This window comes from Campylobacter sp. CFSAN093229 (assembly GCF_011068225.1).
GTDB classification, from domain to species: Bacteria; Campylobacterota; Campylobacteria; order Campylobacterales; family Campylobacteraceae; genus Campylobacter_D; species Campylobacter_D jejuni.
Genome location: NZ_JAAMXB010000012.1, coordinates 17,110 through 35,097, shown reverse-complemented (window position 1 = coordinate 35,097; position 17,988 = coordinate 17,110). Strand labels below are relative to the sequence as shown.

Genomic DNA, 17,988 nt, shown 5'->3' with positions numbered 1-17,988 from the left:
AATATATTAAAAATTTTAGATATAAAGGTATTTTACACACTATGAATAAGAAAATTTTAATTATTGATGACAATAAAATGCTCGGCAAACTTTTAGCTAAAAAAATTCAAATGACTTTAGATTATGAGGTAGATATTGCTTTTGGTTTCGCCGAAGCTAAGGAATTAGTGAATAATGATTATTTTTTAGCTTTTGTGGATTTATGTTTGCCAGATGCCCCAAATGGTGAAGTTGTGGATTATGTTATAGAAAAGAAAATTCCTGCTATTGTTCTTACAGCTAGTGGTGATAAGGCTACTAAAGAAAAATTTATGGATAAAGATATATTAGATTATATTTTTAAAGAAAGTGAAACTTGCATTGATGAGATTATTAGTTCTATTGTAAAGCTTAATCAATATGCAAAAACTAAAGTGATTTTAGCTATGAGCAAGCTACCTGAACGTAATGAAATTAAAAAAATACTTACTCAAAGACAATTTAATGTTTTAGCTGCAGCTCATGGTGAAGAAGCAATGAGTTATTTAAATGATAATAATGATGTTAAGCTTATTATAGCAGATGTCAATATGCCAGTAATTAGCGGTTTTGAGCTTTTGACTCAAGTAAGAGAACGTTTTAGTGATGATGAATTAGGTGTGATTCTTTTGGGGGATCATAATGATTCATTTGAAGCAAATTCTTTTAAAAATGGAGTTAATGAGTATTTGTTTAAGCCTTTAAGCAAAGAAAGTTTTAATTGTCGCTTAGATCGTTGTTTATCTTACATGGATGATAAAAAATTTTTAAGCACTTATAATGTTTTAGATCCTGTATCTGGGGTTAAAAATTATAATGCTTTAATCGATGGAATAGATGATTATTTTAACGAAATAGCAACAAAAGACGAGGAATTTGCTTTTGCTTTCTTGGATATAGATAATCTTCAAATGATTAACGATGAATACGGCCGTGAAGTTGGTGATGAAGTAATTAAAATCTGCGCCAATGAAATAGTTAATGAAACTAAAGGAAGAGATCTTGTAGGTAGATATAGTGCAGAAAAAATTTGCATTTTGCTTAAAAATATATCCCAAGAAAGAGCGATTAAAATCTTTTCTCGTATACGAGTAAATATAAAAAAAGCTGGTGTTTTAGTTAATTTAGATGAAGTCTTTTTTACAGCTTCTATAGGCGTGGTTTTTGGAAAAAGTGGAGATAAGATTGATTCTTTGGTTGATAAAGCAAGTAAAATATTGTCTCAAGCAAAAGATAATGGCAAGGATAGAGTTGAAGTATGTTCTTAAATCTTGATTTTCAAGATGGTTTAAGGATTGTTGATACGCATTGCCATCTAGACAGTGAAGCATTTAAAGATGATTTAGATGAAACTTTAAATCGTGCTTTTAAAAATGGTATAGAGAAAATCATCATACCTGGTGCTGATATAAAAGATTTGCCCTATGCAGCTACAATTGCTCATAAATATAAAAATATTTTTTTTGCAGCAGGGGTGCATCCTTATGAAATTGATAATTATGATGAGAAAATTTTAAGGCAGTATTTATGCGATGAAAAGTGTGTAGCTGTAGGTGAATGTGGGCTTGATTATTTTCGTTTTAAAAGTGATCTTGCTGAAGAAATTCAAAAAGAAAAAGAAAATCAAAAAAAGATTTTTACCGCACAGCTTGAACTTGCTATTGAATTTAAAAAACCTGTTATCATCCACTCAAGAGAAGCAAATCATGATACTTATGAGATTTTACATGGGTATTCTAAGGATCTTGTAGGAGGAGTTTTACACTGCTTTAATGCAAGCGAACATTTGCTAACTCTTTTTGAAGAGGGATTTTATTTTGGTATTGGGGGAGTTTTAACTTTTAAAAATGCTAAGAAATTAGTTGAGATTTTGCCTAAAATTCCAAAAGATAAACTACTACTTGAAACTGATGCTCCATATCTTACTCCAGAGCCTTATCGCGGTAAAAGAAATGAACCTTTGTTAACTCAATTTGTAGCAAACAAAATGTGTGAAGTATTGAATTTATCAAGAAAAGAGCTTCTAGAAATTTGTTTTAACAATTCTGAAAAATTATTTTTTAAAGGTTATTAATGAAAAAAATTTTATTGTGTTTTTTAATATGTTTTAATTTTCTTTTTGCACAAATTAATACTCCTGAATTTTATGAAAGACAAATGAATGTTTTAAGAAATTTAGATATTAATCCAAGTTTTATTAGTGATTTGATTTTTGTGCAAACTCAACAAGATATAAAATCAAAACATGCTCAAACTTTAATAGATAGTATGCAAAATTTTTCAAAAGTTACTCCTATGATAAGAAAAATTTTAGCCCAGCAGGAAGTTCCTGATGAGATTTTGTATCTAGCTATGGTTGAATCAGGCTTGAAAACTCATAGTGTTTCTAATGCCAAGGCTGTAGGGGTTTGGCAATTTATGCAACCAACAGCTAGAAATTTGGGTTTAAGAATCGATGCTTATGTTGATGAAAGGCGTGATCCGGTCAAGTCAACTTATGCCGCTACAAATTATTTAAAAGAGTTAAAAGAAGAATTTGGCAAATGGTATTTGGCACTTTTAGCTTATAATTGCGGAAATGGCAAGCTAAGACAAGCTATCAAGCAAGCAGGAAGTGATGATTTAAGTGTTTTATTGAACCCTGATAAGAAATATCTTTCTTTAGAAACTAGAAATTTTATAAGAAAGATTTTAACGCTTGCTTTTTTAGCTAATGATAGGGATTTTTTATTAGATAAAGATGCGTCTTTAATGAATTATGCTTTAAGCAATGAATTTGCAAAAGTTGATGTGCCTTCTTCTGCATCTTTAAAAGAAATAGCTAAAAATTTAAATATGGATCTTGCAACTTTTAAGAAATATAATCCACAATTTAAACATAATTTTACGCCTCCTGGTAAAGGGTATTATATGTATATACCACTTAATAAAGTAGCATTTTTTGATAAAAATTTTAAAGCAGAAAAACTTGCAAAGGTTGATACAACTATACCTATGACAAGAACTTATACCGTTAAGTCTGGTGACTCTTTATATAAAATAGCAAAAAATTATAATATAAGTGTTGATGAAATTCGAGAATTCAATAAAATAGCAAAAAATCATCTTAGTATTAATCAAAAATTAATTATACCAATCAAGGAGAATAAAAATGCAAATAAAAACAATTACACTAAAGTTGTCAGCCGTTAGTCTAGGGGCTTTATTTTTTAGTGGTTGTTTAGGCACTAGTTTTTTTTCTAGCTTGGATAATGCTCAAGTGTATTATCCTTCAAATGATTTTAAAAGCAGTCCTAGTTCTTCAGGGACTAAAGGAACGATGAAGCCTTATACTATCAACGGTAAAACTTACTATCCTACTGTTGTAGCAGTAGGTGAAACTGCTGATGGTATTGCAAGTTGGTATGGTCCAGGTTTTCATGGTAAAAAAACCTCTAATGGCGAAACCTATAATCAAAACGGTTTAACCGCGGCTCATAAAACTTTACCTATGAATACCATTTTAAAAGTAACTAATCTAAATAACAATCGTCAAGTTACCGTTCGTGTGAATGATAGAGGTCCTTTTGTAAATAATCGTATTATAGATTTATCAAAAGGAGCTGCTAGTCAAATTGATATGATTGCTTCAGGAACAGCTCCAGTAAGGCTTGAGGTTATAGGATTTGGTTCAAGTAGCTCGGGTAATAATATTGTACATTCTAATGTAAACTATGGAAATAGTGGAGAGATTGCAAATAATGGACAAATTTATGAAGGTGGAAATTTCATGGTTCAAATTGGAGCCTTTAAAAACCCAGCTGGAGCACAAACGATAGCAGCAAGATATAAAACTTATAGAACTTATAGCTCCACTATACGCACAAGTTCAGCGGATGGGTTAAATCGCGTTTTCTTAACAGGCTTTAGAAGTGAAGATGAAGCAAGGGATTTTGCTGCAAGTGGTGCATTTTCAGGCGCATTTGTTGTAAGAGAGTAGAAATTATGACAGAATTGATTTTTTTGGATGTAGATGGCTGTTTAACTGATGGAAAAATTATTTATACTTCTAATGGAGAATTTATTAAAGAATTTGATGTAAAAGATGGAGCGGCTATCGAGGCTTGGCTAAAGCTTGGTAAAAAAATTGCTATTATTACAGGTAGAAATTGTCCTTGTGTTGAAAAAAGAGCTAAAGATTTAAAAATAGAAATTTTATATCAAGGTGTTAAGGATAAGTTAGCTTGCGCAAAAGAAATTTTGCAAAAACTTAATTTAGATTTTTCTCAGTGTGCGGCTATTGGAGATTATTTTAACGATAAGGCTTTGCTTGAAAGTGTAGGGCTTAGTTTTAAGCCAAAAGATGGTCATAAAGATTTAAATGTAGACATAGTGCTTAGCAAAAAAGGTGGTAAGGCTGCTGTAGCACAGATGATAGAAATTTTAGTAGAAAAAAATCATCTAGAAGAAGAATGGAATAAGCTTTGGCTATAAAAATTTTTGGAATTTTAATTGCTCTTTTTACAATTACTTTTACGATTTTAAGTTTGCAAGATCCGTATTCTTTGAATTTGCAAACTAATGCTTTAAATTTTAAAAATATTGAGGCTAAAAATTTGAAAGCTTATGAGAGTAATGCTAGTACAATTAAGGCATATTATAAGGCAAATTCTTGGGTGAGATATACAGATAGAGATGAATTTAATGATTTTATTACTTTAAATTTAGATTTTAATCTTAGTGCAAATCGTTTAGAGTTTTTTAATAAAGATATGAGCAAGGTTTTGTTTGAAGGAAATGTTACTTATATAGGTTCTGATAATGTCAAAATTATTTCTCAAGAGGTAGAATACCAACCTAAGGATAAAATTTTACACACAAATACTAATTTTAAAGCTCTGATCAATGGAAGTATTATTAACGGAAATACTTTAAACTATGATGTAAAAAACAAAATTTTAAATATCCAAGGAGTAAATGCGTGGTTGCAAGACAAATAATTTTATTGTTAGCTTGTGTAAGTGTAACTTGGGCAACTCAAATTGAAGTAAAAGCTTTAAATTTTTACTCAGATGAAAATAAGGGTGAAAGTATTCTTAGTGGAAATGTAGAAGTAATTAGGGGTGATGATATTTTAAATTCTGAAAAATTGATTATTTATACGGATAAAAATCGCAAACCTATTCGTTATGAAGCAATGCAAAATGCTAGGTTTAAGATTGTTTTAAAAGGTAAAACTTATAAAGGTAGTGGAGATAAATTTATTTATAATGTTATTAAAGATACTTACGAGATTAATGGTCATGCTTATATAAATGAGCTTGGAAGCAATCAAAAACTTTTTGGTGATAAAATAATAGTCGATAGAAAAGCTAATATTTATCGAGTAGAGAGCAAGAATCAAAAACCTGCTCGTTTTGTATTTGACCTTAAAGATAAATGATAATTAGTGCTAAATTTATCACTTCTTTAGTGAAATTTGATGAGAATTTGAGCTCAAATTTTAGTGAAGTAGCATTTTTGGGGCGTTCTAATGTCGGAAAAAGTTCTTTAATCAATTCTTTGTGTAAACAAAAAAATTTAGCCAAAAGTTCGGCAACTCCTGGAAAAACTCAGCTTATAAATTTTTTCGAAGTAACTTGCAAAAGAAATGAAGAAAAATTTAATATCAATTTTATCGATTTGCCAGGGTTTGGTTATGCAAAGGTTTCTAAAAATTTAAAAGAAATATGGAATCAAAACTTAGATGAATTTTTAAAATTAAGAACCTCGATAAAGTTATTTATACATTTGATCGATTCAAGACATACTCATTTAGAGATCGATGTAAATTTAAATGACTATTTGAAAAGATTTTTACGACCTGATCAAAAAATTTTAAAAGTTTTTACCAAATGCGATAAATTAAATCAAAGTGAAAAAGCTAAGTTAAAAAATGAATTTAAAGACTCTATTTTAGTTTCAAATTTGAATAAATTTGGCCTTGATTCTTTGGAAGATATTATTATCAATCAAACTTTAGGTCTTGGTAAATGAGAAGAAATTTAAGTGCTTATAAAGCAAAATTTAATGGAGCTTATGTCTTTTTAGGATTTTTTTTTCTAATCTATCAGATTCTTGGTTCGACTTTTGTATATGCTCCGTTACTTTATGGGATTTTTTTCTGTTATATGTTTTGCTTACTAGAAGAGAGAGAAAGAACTTTTTCAAAGCTTGATTTTAGATGGTATTTTTCTTTATTTTTTTTATTTTTTACTGATATAACTTATAATTTTTTTATTTTTTCATCTTGGTTGGCATTTTTTATTTTTTATTATCTTTGTGCAGATTGGATTAAGACAAATTTAAAAATTGGTAAATTTATCCCTGTTGTTTTTGTGCTTTGTGCTTACGGCATTATTTTGTTTTTGGATATGATATTGTCTTATATTGGAGATGAAAAAATTAAAATTTTAGGATGGGCGTATATTGTTTTAGTTTTTATAGAATGTTGTTTAGCTTATGTGTTTTTTAAAGGTAAAATTTAAATGAGAATGCGTTTAGTTGTTGGATTTATACTATTGTTTTTTATATTTTTATTAAGTCGTGTGTATTATTTGAGTATAAAATCAAATGTATATTATGAAGAGCTTGCTAAACAAAATGCCATAAAAACTGAATTTTTGCCACCTGTTAGGGGTCAAATTACAGATAGAAATGGAACTTTATTGGCTATTAATGATTTGGGTTTTAGTATTTCTATTAAACCTTATTTGAGTATTAAAAAGTCAAATAAAGGAATTTTGGATAAAGAATTATCTGAACTTACAAATTTATTTCCCGATTTAAATGCTAGTAAATTAGCAGAAATTTATAAGAGAAATGATTCTTACTATAATCAAGATTTTATTAAAGTTGTAGATTTTATACCCTATGATGAGATTATTCCGCATTATTCAGAGTTAAATCTTAATAAAACAATAAAAATAGATCCTGTTGTAAAAAGAAAATATCCTTTTGGAAAATTAGCTTCGCATATTATTGGGTATGTAGGTAAGGCAAATTTGCAAGATGTTCAAGAAAATGAAATAGCAAAACTTTCTAATTATACGGGAAAAAGTGGTATAGAACGCTATTATAATGATATTTTACAAGGAGAAAAAGGAACTAGGGTTTATAAGGTTAATGCCTTAAATCAAGAAGTAGAACAGCTTTCTTACACTCCTGCTATGTCTAATGATATAGAACTTACGATAGATATAGAGCTTCAGTCTTATTTAACTTCATTGTTTGAAGGGAATGCTGGAGCTGCTATAATTATGAATGTAAATGATGGATCTATTTTAGCTGCAGGGAGTTTCCCTGAATATGATCTTAATCCTTTTGTAACAGGGATTTCTTTTAAGGATTGGGATGAGCTTTCAAATAGTCTTGATCATCCTTTTACAAATAAACTTATAAATGGATATTATCCTCCAGGTTCTGTTGTAAAAATGGGAGTAGGGCTTTCTTTTTTAAATTCTAAAAATATTAGTCCATCAACTCAATATGTTTGCAATGGAAGTATTGAGCTTGGAGGCAGGTTTTTTAGATGTTGGAATCGATCAGGCCATGGACCTGTGGATTTAAAACATGCGATAAAATATAGTTGTGATGTTTATTTTTATAATGGCAGTTTGCAAGTTGGAATCGATCAAATAAGTGAAACTTTATCTCGCATTGGTTTTGGAGCGAAAACAGGGGTAGATTTACCTAGTGAATTTGTAGGAACTTTGCCAAGTAAAGAATGGAAGATGCAAAGATATAGACAATCTTGGTTTCAAGGTGATACTTTAAATACGGCTATAGGTCAAGGTGGTTTTCTTGCAACACCTATGCAAATTGCTAGATATACAGCTCAAATCGCAAAAGGTGGAGAGGTTATACCTCATTTTTTAAAAAGCATAGAAAATAACAATACAACTATAGAAAATCAAATGGATGAAAATAAAAAAGAAATTTTTACTTTATTTGAAAAGAGTCAATTGCCTTATATAAGAGATGCAATGTATGCTGTTGCCAATGAGCAAGGAGGAACCTCTTATCGTTATTTGCATAATCTTGATGTGAAAGTTGCAGCAAAAACAGGAACTGCTCAGGTTGTGGGATTTTCACAGACAGATAAAAATAGGGTTGATGAAAAACAATTTGAGTATTATACTAGATCTCATGCGTGGCTCACTTCTTATGCTCCTTATTCTAAGCCAAAATATGTAGTTACCGTTCTTTTGGAACATGGTGGGAGAAATATTACTTCAGGGGCAACTGTAGCTAAAATTTATCAAAAAATGATTGAACTTGGATATTTTAAATAATTTTTAGTTGTAAATCGAGTTTTTCAAAAAAACTTTTTTAGCAATTGGTTTAAAAACCTTGTATTAAACAAATTATAAGTTTAATACAAGGAAAATTTATCTATGTTAACAAAAGTATCTTAAAAGATGGCTTTTGTTCTTTTTTTAAGCCAAACTAGAGCTTTTGGATAATCACCTAGCTTAGGAGAAAGTTTTTCAAATACTTCTTTGTGGTAATTGTTTAACCACTCTTTTTCTTTTTCATCTAACATTTTTGTATCAATACAAGATATTTCAAAAGGACAAAGAGTAACAGGTTTAAAGTATAAAAACTCTCCAAAATCTTTATTTTTAGGATTTTCTACTTTGGTATGAATAACTAAATTTTCAAGTCTTATACCCCATTTACCTACTTTATAAATACCTGGTTCTATGGAGGTTAGCATACCTTCTTTGGCTTTTGTTTTTTCAAGCACAGGGGATAGATAAGATAAAACTTGTGGACCTTCATGGACATTTAAAAAATATCCCACGCCATGTCCTGTGCCGTGTATATAGTCAATTTGTTCTTTCCATAAAGGTGCGCGTGTGATTGCATCAAGTAAGGGCATAGCTATATCTTTTGGAAAAATTGCACTGGAAATGGCAATATGTGCTTTTAAAACCAAGGTATAGTCACGAATTTGTTCTGCATTAGCCTTTCCTATTGGTACAACGCGTGTAATATCTGTTGTGCCGTTTTTATATTGTCCACCAGAATCAATAAGTAAAAGCCCATCTTTTTTAAGATAAGCAAAACTCTCTTTTGTGGCTTTATAATGTGGATATGCTGCGTTTTCGTTAAAACCTGCTATAGTGGCAAAACTATCACTTATGTAGTACTTGCTTTGTGCTCTAAATTCGCTTGCTTTAGCATCTATGTCTAATTCGCTTATTAATTCTTTATTTTCTATTGCTTCTTCAAGCCATGCAAAAAATTTACATAAAGCCACTCCATCTTCTATCATAGCATCTTGTATATGCACTATTTCTTTTGTATTTTTAGCTGCTTTTAAGTGAGTGCTTGGATTAATTTCTTGGATGATTTTTACGCTTTTGTCTAAAGAATTTATGAGTAAAGCGGTCATTTTTGAAGGTTCAATAAGCAAATTTGTATTTGTAAGTTTTTCAAGCTCCATGATGATTTCATCATAATTTTTAAGCCAAAACCCATCTAAATTTAATTTTTTTTCAAGTTCTGAATTTACTTTTTTCTGATCAACAAAAAGCAAAGCTTTGTCTTCCAAGATTAGCAAATGACTTAAAAATACAGGATTATAATTTACATCATTCCCTCTTAAATTTGTAAGCCAAGCTATATCATCAAGGCTGGAGATTAAATGAGAAGTAGCATTTAAATTTTTCATTTTTTGACGCACTAATGCTAATTTTTCTTTTCTTGAGTAAGAGCAGTATTCTAGTTCGTGTTCATAAATTTTTTCTTGTGGTAAAGTGGGACGATCTTTCCAAAGTGGACTTATTAAATCTATATGTTTTAAATTTGCCTTGCAATTAATCTTTAAATCTTTTTGCAAAGATAAAGGTAAAAGTGCAAAATCGATGCCTAAAATTTGATCTTCGCTTAAATTTTTTTCCAACCATTTGGTAAAAGTATTTTTAGCATCTTGCTTTTGTAAAAGTATGCCACTACCTTCTAATTCCTTTTGTGCTTGAAGCCAATATCTTCCATCTACCCACAAAAAGCCCTCTTCTTGTGTGATAAGAACTGTTCCAACAGAACCCTTAAAGCCACTGATAAAGACTCTGTTTTTGTAATATTCTGGTAAATATTCGCTCAAATGCGGATCAGCACTTAAGATGAGATAGGCGTCAATATTATTTTCTTTCATTAATCTTCTAAGTTCTAATACTCTTTGTTTGTAAATACTCATATTTTCTCCTTAATATTAATTTTTTAGTATTTTATTGATAGGTTTTTTGAGTATAAGTAAAATTATAACAGCACCAAGTAATATCCACATACATTGGTAAAATAAATTTGGCAAATAAGCTATATTTTCTTTACTTGCTTTACCACCTATGAATCCAGCTAAAGCATTGCCTAATGCACTTGCTACAAACCAAAGTCCCATGACTTGAGATTTAATTAAATTAGGTGCAATTTTTGTCATTATAGAAAGTCCCACAGGAGAAAGGCAAAGCTCTCCTAAAACCATAAGCAAAAAGCTACTAACAAGCCACCAAGGTGAAACTAAAATAATTTGTGATGAATTTTCTAAATTTTCTCTTAATGTATCAGCATCGCCATTTAAACTAATTGCATGATTTGAAGCTAAAGCCATTATTAAAAATGCTAAAGCTGCACCCAAAAGTCCTAGTGCAAATTTAATAATAGATGAAATTTCTTTATTATTTTTGGCACATATAGTCCATATAAAAGCACTAAAAGGTGCAAAAAGTATAACAAATAAACCTCCAAGAGATTGAAACCATATTGTAGGAATTTCATAATTTAATATGGTTTTATCTGTTAATTTTTCTGCAAAAAAATTAAAAGAAGTGTATTGTTGCTCATATACTGACCAAAATAACGCAGCTGCTAAAAACAAAACAATAAAAATAATTAAATTTCTTTTTTCTTCTATTTTTAAAGAAGTAAAAGCGAAAAGATATAAAAAATAAATTCCAGCACAAGCTAAGATAGTTAAAATAATATTTTTATTAATAACTTGTGCATCTAATTTTATAAAACCACCAAGGATTAAAAATATTGCTCCAAGCAAAACAATACCTGATACAATGATGATGTAAAATGCGTTTTTGCTTTTTTTGCTTGGTCTATCCCAAGTAGAGTCTATGCCAACTTTTTCATCAAATTCTTTTAAATCAGGCATAGTTTTTAGGTAGAAAATAATTACCGCTAAAAGCATACCAATCCCACCTGCACCAAAACCAAAATGCCATCCGTATTCTTTTTGTAAAAAGCCGCAAATTAAAGGAGCTACAAAAGCACCAAAATTAAAGCACATATAAAAAAGAGTAAAACCAGAGTCACGCCTTGCATCATTTTTTTTATAAAGCATTCCAACCATTACAGAAGCACAAGTTTTAAAAAGTCCTGTACCTATAACCAAAAAACCATACCAACAAAAATCATTTTATTGTTAAAATAAGAAAAGGCTATGCACAAATGTCCAAATGCTATAGTTAAAGCACCTAGTAAAATTGCTCTTTTTTGTCCTAAGTAATTATCCGCAAGCCATCCACCTGGCAAAGCAGCAAGATATAAACAACTTGCAAAAATTCCCATAATTGCACTTGCTTCTTCAGGTTTTAAGCTCATTCCACTTTTTTCAAAACTTGCTATCATAAAAAGGTAAAGCAAGGGACGAATTCCGTAAAAAGAAAATCTTTCCCAAAGCTCAGTAAGCGAAAGAGATAAAAGTGGTTTTGGATGTCCAAAAAATGAAGTATCTAAATTTTTTACATTTTTACTCAATTTATGTCCTTTGTGTATTTTTATTTATAAATTATAGACAAGAAATTAAAAAATATGTATAACTTTGTAATATTTTTAAATGATTTATATCATAATGTTACTTTTTTGCAAATATAAAAAAAGAAATATTAAGATCAATTTTCAACTTTGGTGTATTTTGTATTTTAAGTTTAATTAGATAATTGCTTATTTTTTTCGTTAAGAATTTTATAAATTGATTTTTTGGCAATAAAAAGTAAAAGCGCTACAACAAAAAGCATCCACATACATTGCCTAAAAATACTGGGAAGTTGATCGATTTTTTTAATATTGACATTTTCTTCTATAAATCCTGCAACAAAATTTCCAAGCGCACTTGCTACAAACCAAAAGTCCCATGATTTGATTTTTGATTAAATCAGGGGCAATCTCAGCCATTATAGAGAGTCCAAACATAGTAAAATTACAATTAGAAGTTTTTTTGATAGTATCATGAGATTAATATCTACAAGATTAATAAAAATTAGAAAAAATCCAATAATACTTAACAGGCTTATACTTTAGCATAAGAGTTAAATTTTTACTTTTTTAAATGGTTGTTCCCAGTTTTGCTTTAAGGTACAATTTTTATGAAATTCTTCAAGCTCAGGGACAGCTTTAAAATATAAAATAAGCAAAGAGATTAGCATATCTACCCCCCCCCTCTATGCAAAATCCTAAATGATAATTCCATTTTGCTTGAACAAAACCACATATAAGAGGAGCAATGAATGCTCCAATGTTAATTCCTATATAAAAAATCGTATAGCCAGTATCGCATCTTGTATCATTTTGTTTATATAACATTCCAACTGTTACAGAAGCGCTAGTTTTAAAAAATCCAGTACCAATAATGATAAAAGTAAGCCCTAAGAAAAACATAGGTGTGCTTAAAATAGATAAGGCTATGCTAATATGTCCTAAAGCTATAATAAAAGAACCTAAAAATAAAGCCTTTTTTGCCCTAAATAATTATCAGTAATCCAGCCTCCAGGAAGTGCTGTTAAATACAAGCATCCTGCAAAAATGCCATAAATTGCCGAGGTGTATTCAGTACTTATTCCAAGTCCACCTTTGCTTATGGTTGTTGCCATGAAAAGCACAAGTAAAGATCGTATGCCATAAAAAGCAAATCTTTCCCAAAGTTCTACCATTGATAGAGAGAATAAAGGCTTGGGATGACCCAGGAAATTTGTATCGAGTTTTTGTATTTCTTGTTTAGTCACTTCCCAATACCTTTCTTTTTTATGCTTAAAATATTTTAACTAATAGTAATAGAAAAATAATTAAATTACAATATTTTTAAATATTTTTTTTATAATAATATTTAAAAATATAATATTTTAATATTATTATAAATTAACAAATTTAAACATTAAATCAAGCTTTAATTTTAAACCCTGTGTATTGTATAGTTTTATTTTATCAATTTTTAAAGCTATAGGAAGATTTTCTAAATTTTGTATAAAATTGAGTAAGTCTTTAAAGTTGCTATTTAAACTTAGAGAAACATAATTATAGTGAATAAAATTTTTGTTTTCTTGGGAAAATTTTATTTCATTAATGATTAAATTTTTGGATAAATTATTGATTTTTTTATTGAAAAAATCTTTATCATAAGAAAATAAATGTAATTTTTCTTTATAGTATTTTAATTTTTCTTCCTCTGTTTTTATCTGTTTTGTTAGCTTTGTCTCTATTTCTTTAAGATGTGAATTTTCTATTTTTGCTTCATTTAATGCAAGGTAATTATGTTCTACTAATGTTTTTTGAAAAATATCTTCCAAAAAGTGATCGTGAATTTTAAAAGCTAAAAACAAAGCACAAAGGCAGATAAAAGAAATAAAAAGAAATTTTTCCCTAGGATTTAAATTTTGCAAAAATACTTCTATTTTATTCATGTATGACTTCTAATATGATATTAAATGTTTCTTCATTTTTATCAAGAATTTTAAAAGCAGAATTTAGATTTTCTAATGCTCTTTTAAAGTGGTTTTCATCGATAAAAGAAAGAATGATTTTTGTTTGTTCAAATTCAAGATTTGTGATTTTAAGGTCATTGGAGTTAAGCCATGATATGATTTGATTTAGAATGATTGCTTTATTTTTATCTAAATTGATTTCTTTTGTTATGGTGGATAAAATATGAAATTGTTGTTGTGTAGATGATATTTTATTGGAAAGAGTAAAGTTTAAATCTTGTATGTTTGTTAATAATTTTTGCTTATCTTGTTTTAGTTTGGAAATTTCTTCTTGTATGATAAAATTTTTATTTTGAATTTCCTTATTTTGTTTGTACTCTATAAAATCTTTAAATAATAAAATCATCATGCTAAGACTAAAGCTAAAAATAAATATTAATATAATTTTAAAAGAAATAGATATTTTTATTTTATTATGCTTGATAAAATTACAATTTTGATCTAGATTTTTTATACTATATGAACTTAATTTCAATAAACTATTTTTATCAAGAATATCATTTAGATTTAAACATTTTATTTGAGATGAGAAGTAATGTTTGATTGTATCCAAATCCTGATAAAGTAGCAATTTGCTTTCATAGTGTTTTAAAAGTTCTGTAAATCGATTTTGTTTAAAAAATAAATCCATATTACCTGGGTTGAAATTTTCGATTTTTTTAAGATTGATAAATTTTCCTTCTTGGTAAAAATATAAATATAAAGTTTGATCATATAAATTTAAAACACAATAATCACTTTCCTCAATAAATCTTTCATCAAATAAAGCTTGAAAAATTAAAGGCTCAGGAAAGCAAAAACGGCTTTTTTTCAATTTGTAAACAGGCGCTAAAAAACAATGATAAATTTCATTATGTTTAAAAAAAGCTATTTGATAGTCAAAGGGTTTGCTTAGCTTAAAATCTGCGGTTAAATTGTTAAAAAGTTCGTCTTCTTTGGATATTCCTGTTCTTTGAGCATAAAGCAAATCTGTAGATTTTATAAAATTTATTTTATTTAATGAATTAATTTTCATCATTTAAAAGTTTTTTTAAAAATTCTTCATCTTTTTGCCAGTTTTTTTTCACTGTTACGAAAAGCTTTAAAAGTACCTTTTTTTGTGCAAGTTTTGAAATTTTAAAGCGTGCATCTTTGCCTATTCTTTTTAAAGTCGCCCCTTCTTTTCCTATAAGCATACCCTTGTGAGAGTTTGTATCGGTGATGATATTGGCTTCTAGGATTAAAAGATTAGGTGTGTCTTTGGTGCGATGGATAAGCACTTCGCTACTATAAGGAAGCTCATCGCTTAAATTTTCATAAATACTTTCAAGTATGAAATCTCTATAAAGTTCTTTTTCGCTACTCGCACTTAAAAATTCAGGATCATAAAAATATTCATGTTCGTCAAGATATTTTACTATCTCATCTAACAAGCCTTTTTTATAGCTTTTTTTCTTAGAAGAATAAGGAATGATAGCCTTAAAATGTTGGCTAAATTTTGCATATTCGCTAAGTTTTTTTAAAAGCGTAGCATTGTCGGTTAAATCTACTTTATTTAAAGCGATGATATGTGGTACTTGTGGGTTTAGACTAAGAAAATTTTCATAGTCTTTTGTACTATCAAAAACACTCGCCACAAATAAAATCACATCACAATCCCCCATAGATTTAATAGCACTTTGGACAAGCAGTTGATTAAGTGTAGCACCGCTTTCGTGAAGTCCTGGGGTATCGATGAAAATGATTTGATTTTTTTCATGCATCACTATGGCTTTGATTTTACGTCTTGTGGCGTTTTGTTTGTGAGAAACTAGGGCGATTTTTTCTTCTAATAAGGAATTGATTAAAGTACTTTTTCCTGCATTAGTACGCCCTATGATGCTAACAAAGCCACTTTTCACAAAATATACCTTGCAAGATCTTTATTTTCTATGATATCTCCGAGTTTTTCTTCTACTATTTTTTTATCCACTACGAATTTTTTACCCGCATACTCATCAGCTTCAAAGCTTAGATCTTCAAGTAATTTTTCTATCACAGTATGTAAGCGTCTAGCACCTATATCTTGCATTTCTTCATTGGCTCTTGAAGCTATTTTTGCTATTTCTTTAATGGCTTCATCATCAAATTCAAGTTCTAAATTTTCAGTTTTTAAAAGCTGAGAGTATTGTTTTAAAAGTGAATTTTTAGGGCGTGTTAAAATTTCATAAAGAGCTTTATCATCAAGACTATCTAATTCCACTCTTAAAGGAAAGCGTCCCTGAAGTTCAGGGATAAGATCACTTGGTTTGCTAAGATGAAAAGCTCCTGCAGCGATAAAAAGAATATGATCGGTTTTTAAAGTACCTAGTTTTGTTTGTACATTTGATCCCTCAACTATAGGAAGTAAGTCTCTTTGTACCCCTTCTTTACTTGGATCTTGGCGGTTTGAATTTCCGCTTGAAACAGCGATTTTATCGATTTCATCAATAAAAATAATCCCTTCATTTTCTGCTCTTTTTAAGGCTTCACTTTTGATACTTTCTTGATCTAGGATTTTTTCTCCTGCTTCGTTTTTTAAAGCATTTTTAGCGTCTTTGATTTTCATTTCTTTTTTGACTTTTTTACTGCCAACGCCTATAACCTTAACTATATCTTGCATTGCACCCATTTCAGGAGGTAGGTTGGGATTGGTATCGAACATATTTTGTGAAATTTCTATCTCTATGGTGCTTTCATCAAGATCGCCATTTCTTAGCTTAGTTCTCATTTTTTCAAGACTGTTTTTATATTCTTCTTGTTTTTCATCGCTGATACCCTTTGGTAGAGGTGGCAAAAGTTTTTCTAAAATTTTATTTTCTATAAATTCATCGATTTTATCTTTGTTTTTTTCCCTTTGTTCGTTTTTTACCAAATTTAAAGCCGCATTGGCAAGATCTCTTACCATGCTTTCTACATCACGACCTACAAAACCTACTTCAGTATATTTACTCGCCTCGATTTTGATGAAAGGAAAGCCCATCATTTTAGCTAAACGCCTAGCGATTTCTGTTTTTCCTACACCTGTAGAACCTATCATCAAGATATTTTTTGGCACTATATCATCTTGCAACTCAGGGCTAAGTTGCATTCTGCGGTAGCGATTTCTTAAAGCTATAGCTATGATTTTTTTAGCTTTTTTTTGTCCTATAACATAATCATCTAAAAATTTAACGATTTCTTTTGGAGTTAGATTCATTTCTTATCCTCGATTACATAAGTTTTGATATTGGTATTGGTATAAATGCAAATTTCACCTGCGATTTGAAGACTTGATTTTACAAGTTCTTCTTCATCTAAATCGGTATGTTTTGCTAAGGCTCTAGCAGCTGAAAGCGCATAGTTTCCACCACTTCCTATGGCTGCGATTTGTCCATCTTCAGGTTCGACCACATCGCCTGTACCAGAAAGTAGAAAAATGTGATTTCTATCAAGTACGAGCATCATGGCTTCAAGTTTTCTTAGGTATTTGTCTTTTCTCCATTCTTTAGAAAAGTCAATTGCTGCTTTTAAAAGATCGCCTTTAGAACTTTGAAGGAGATTTTCAAACATATCAAAAAGATTAAAAGCATCAGCTGTTGATCCTGCAAAACCTGCTAAAACTTTGTCATTGTTGAGTTTTCTAATCTTTACAGCATTGCCTTTTAGCACCGTATTTCCAAAGCTTACTTGTCCATCTCCGCCAATTACGGATTTATTTTTACCTTTGTAAGCTAAAATCGTTGTTGCGTGAAACATTATTCTGCCTTTATATTTATGTTAAATTTAGCATGGATTGCGTGTCCAAGTTTTACGCTTACTTCGTGGATTCCTAAGCTTTTTAAGGTGTCGCATTCTAAACTTTTTTTATCGATTTCTATATGGCTTTGTTCTTTTAGGGCGTGAGCGATTTCATCTTTGGTTACGCCACCAAACAAACTTCCATTTGCACCTACGGGTTTTGAAATTTCAAGAGTGATTTTGCTAAGCTCTTCTTTGAGTTTTTCTAAATTTGCGATTTCAAAGCGTAAATTTTCAGCCTCTTTTTTCTTGTCGCTTTCATATTTTCTTAAAACTTCATTAGTAGCTGCTTTAGCAAAGCCTTTAGCGATTAAGAAATTTTGTCCGTAGCCGTCTTTTACTTCTTTTATTTCTCCTGCTTTTCCAAGTGCTTTTACATCTTTGATTAATAATACTTTCATTT

General features: G+C 29.6%; 19 protein-coding genes and 1 pseudogene. 10 read left to right on the top strand and 10 right to left on the bottom strand.

The window, feature by feature from the left end; translation table 11 throughout:
* Positions 1-41 precede the first annotated feature (41 nt).
* From cbrR to mrdA, 10 genes are read left to right on the top strand one after another with little or no spacing between them, the layout of a single operon-like run.
* The gene (gene cbrR / locus FBE93_RS06590; protein ID WP_002932013.1) at positions 42-1,286 is read left to right on the top strand and encodes a bile resistance response regulator CbrR; all 1,245 of its coding nucleotides are present in this window, start codon (positions 42-44) and stop codon (positions 1,284-1,286) included.
* Positions 1,277-2,092: a TatD family hydrolase gene (locus tag FBE93_RS06585; protein WP_059110962.1), complete on the top strand. Its 816-nt coding sequence runs from the start codon at positions 1,277-1,279 to the stop codon at positions 2,090-2,092. Before cbrR ends, FBE93_RS06585 begins: the two co-directional genes overlap by 10 nt.
* Complete coding sequence (locus tag FBE93_RS06580) at positions 2,092-3,210, top strand: lytic transglycosylase domain-containing protein (protein WP_002852087.1); 1,119 nt, start codon at positions 2,092-2,094, stop codon at positions 3,208-3,210. Before FBE93_RS06585 ends, FBE93_RS06580 begins: the two co-directional genes overlap by 1 nt.
* Positions 3,170-3,997, top strand: a complete 828-nt coding sequence (locus FBE93_RS06575; protein ID WP_002932024.1) for a septal ring lytic transglycosylase RlpA family protein — start codon at positions 3,170-3,172, stop codon at positions 3,995-3,997. Before FBE93_RS06580 ends, FBE93_RS06575 begins: the two co-directional genes overlap by 41 nt.
* A 5-nt stretch (positions 3,998-4,002) precedes the next feature.
* The gene (locus FBE93_RS06570) at positions 4,003-4,491 is read left to right on the top strand and encodes an HAD-IIIA family hydrolase (RefSeq protein WP_002932029.1); all 489 of its coding nucleotides are present in this window, start codon (positions 4,003-4,005) and stop codon (positions 4,489-4,491) included.
* Positions 4,482-4,997, top strand: coding sequence for a hypothetical protein (locus FBE93_RS06565; RefSeq protein WP_002876713.1), 516 nt, complete (start codon positions 4,482-4,484; stop codon positions 4,995-4,997). Before FBE93_RS06570 ends, FBE93_RS06565 begins: the two co-directional genes overlap by 10 nt.
* Complete coding sequence (locus FBE93_RS06560; protein ID WP_165434296.1) at positions 4,979-5,440, top strand: LptA/OstA family protein; 462 nt, start codon at positions 4,979-4,981, stop codon at positions 5,438-5,440. Before FBE93_RS06565 ends, FBE93_RS06560 begins: the two co-directional genes overlap by 19 nt.
* Complete coding sequence (gene yihA, locus FBE93_RS06555) at positions 5,437-6,033, top strand: ribosome biogenesis GTP-binding protein YihA/YsxC (protein ID WP_002876714.1); 597 nt, start codon at positions 5,437-5,439, stop codon at positions 6,031-6,033. The genes FBE93_RS06560 and yihA overlap by 4 nt, the downstream gene beginning before the upstream one ends.
* Positions 6,030-6,524 (top strand): hypothetical protein, encoded by a 495-nt coding sequence (locus tag FBE93_RS06550; protein WP_165434295.1) that lies wholly within the window; start codon positions 6,030-6,032, stop codon positions 6,522-6,524. The genes yihA and FBE93_RS06550 overlap by 4 nt, the downstream gene beginning before the upstream one ends.
* On the top strand, positions 6,525-8,330 hold the full coding sequence (gene mrdA / locus FBE93_RS06545; protein ID WP_002932032.1) for a penicillin-binding protein 2: 1,806 nt from the start codon (positions 6,525-6,527) through the stop codon (positions 8,328-8,330).
* Between the two features lie 119 nt (positions 8,331-8,449).
* Here mrdA and FBE93_RS06540 read toward each other — a convergent pair whose 3' ends face one another.
* The 10 genes and pseudogenes from FBE93_RS06540 to rplI all read right to left on the bottom strand — a co-directional run bounded on the left by FBE93_RS06540 (position 8,450) and on the right by rplI (position 17,986).
* The gene (locus FBE93_RS06540; protein WP_165434294.1) at positions 8,450-10,240 is read right to left on the bottom strand and encodes an aminopeptidase P family protein; all 1,791 of its coding nucleotides are present in this window, start codon (positions 10,238-10,240) and stop codon (positions 8,450-8,452) included.
* A gap of 15 nt (positions 10,241-10,255) precedes the next feature.
* Positions 10,256-11,808: pseudogene (locus FBE93_RS06535) on the bottom strand (peptide MFS transporter).
* Positions 11,809-12,444: 636 nt separating this feature from the next.
* Positions 12,445-12,723, bottom strand: coding sequence for a hypothetical protein (locus FBE93_RS08510; protein ID WP_347564055.1), 279 nt, complete (start codon positions 12,721-12,723; stop codon positions 12,445-12,447).
* Positions 12,724-12,767: 44 nt separating this feature from the next.
* On the bottom strand, positions 12,768-13,052 hold the full coding sequence (locus FBE93_RS08505) for a peptide MFS transporter (protein WP_165434293.1): 285 nt from the start codon (positions 13,050-13,052) through the stop codon (positions 12,768-12,770).
* Positions 13,053-13,178: 126 nt separating this feature from the next.
* Positions 13,179-13,727, bottom strand: a complete 549-nt coding sequence (locus tag FBE93_RS06520; RefSeq protein WP_165434292.1) for a hypothetical protein — start codon at positions 13,725-13,727, stop codon at positions 13,179-13,181.
* Positions 13,720-14,826 carry a hypothetical protein gene (locus FBE93_RS06515; protein ID WP_165434291.1) on the bottom strand — a complete coding sequence of 369 codons (1,107 nt, stop codon included), beginning with the start codon at positions 14,824-14,826 and terminating at the stop codon, positions 13,720-13,722. Before FBE93_RS06515 ends, FBE93_RS06520 begins: the two co-directional genes overlap by 8 nt.
* Positions 14,813-15,688, bottom strand: coding sequence for a GTPase Era (era, locus tag FBE93_RS06510; RefSeq protein ID WP_134224802.1), 876 nt, complete (start codon positions 15,686-15,688; stop codon positions 14,813-14,815). The genes FBE93_RS06515 and era overlap by 14 nt, the downstream gene beginning before the upstream one ends.
* Positions 15,685-17,004, bottom strand: coding sequence for an HslU--HslV peptidase ATPase subunit (gene hslU, locus FBE93_RS06505; protein WP_165434290.1), 1,320 nt, complete (start codon positions 17,002-17,004; stop codon positions 15,685-15,687). Before hslU ends, era begins: the two co-directional genes overlap by 4 nt.
* Positions 17,001-17,543, bottom strand: a complete 543-nt coding sequence (gene hslV, locus FBE93_RS06500; RefSeq protein ID WP_165434289.1) for an ATP-dependent protease subunit HslV — start codon at positions 17,541-17,543, stop codon at positions 17,001-17,003. Before hslV ends, hslU begins: the two co-directional genes overlap by 4 nt.
* Positions 17,543-17,986: a 50S ribosomal protein L9 gene (gene rplI / locus FBE93_RS06495; protein WP_002781628.1), complete on the bottom strand. Its 444-nt coding sequence runs from the start codon at positions 17,984-17,986 to the stop codon at positions 17,543-17,545. Before rplI ends, hslV begins: the two co-directional genes overlap by 1 nt.
* Positions 17,987-17,988 lie beyond the last annotated feature (2 nt).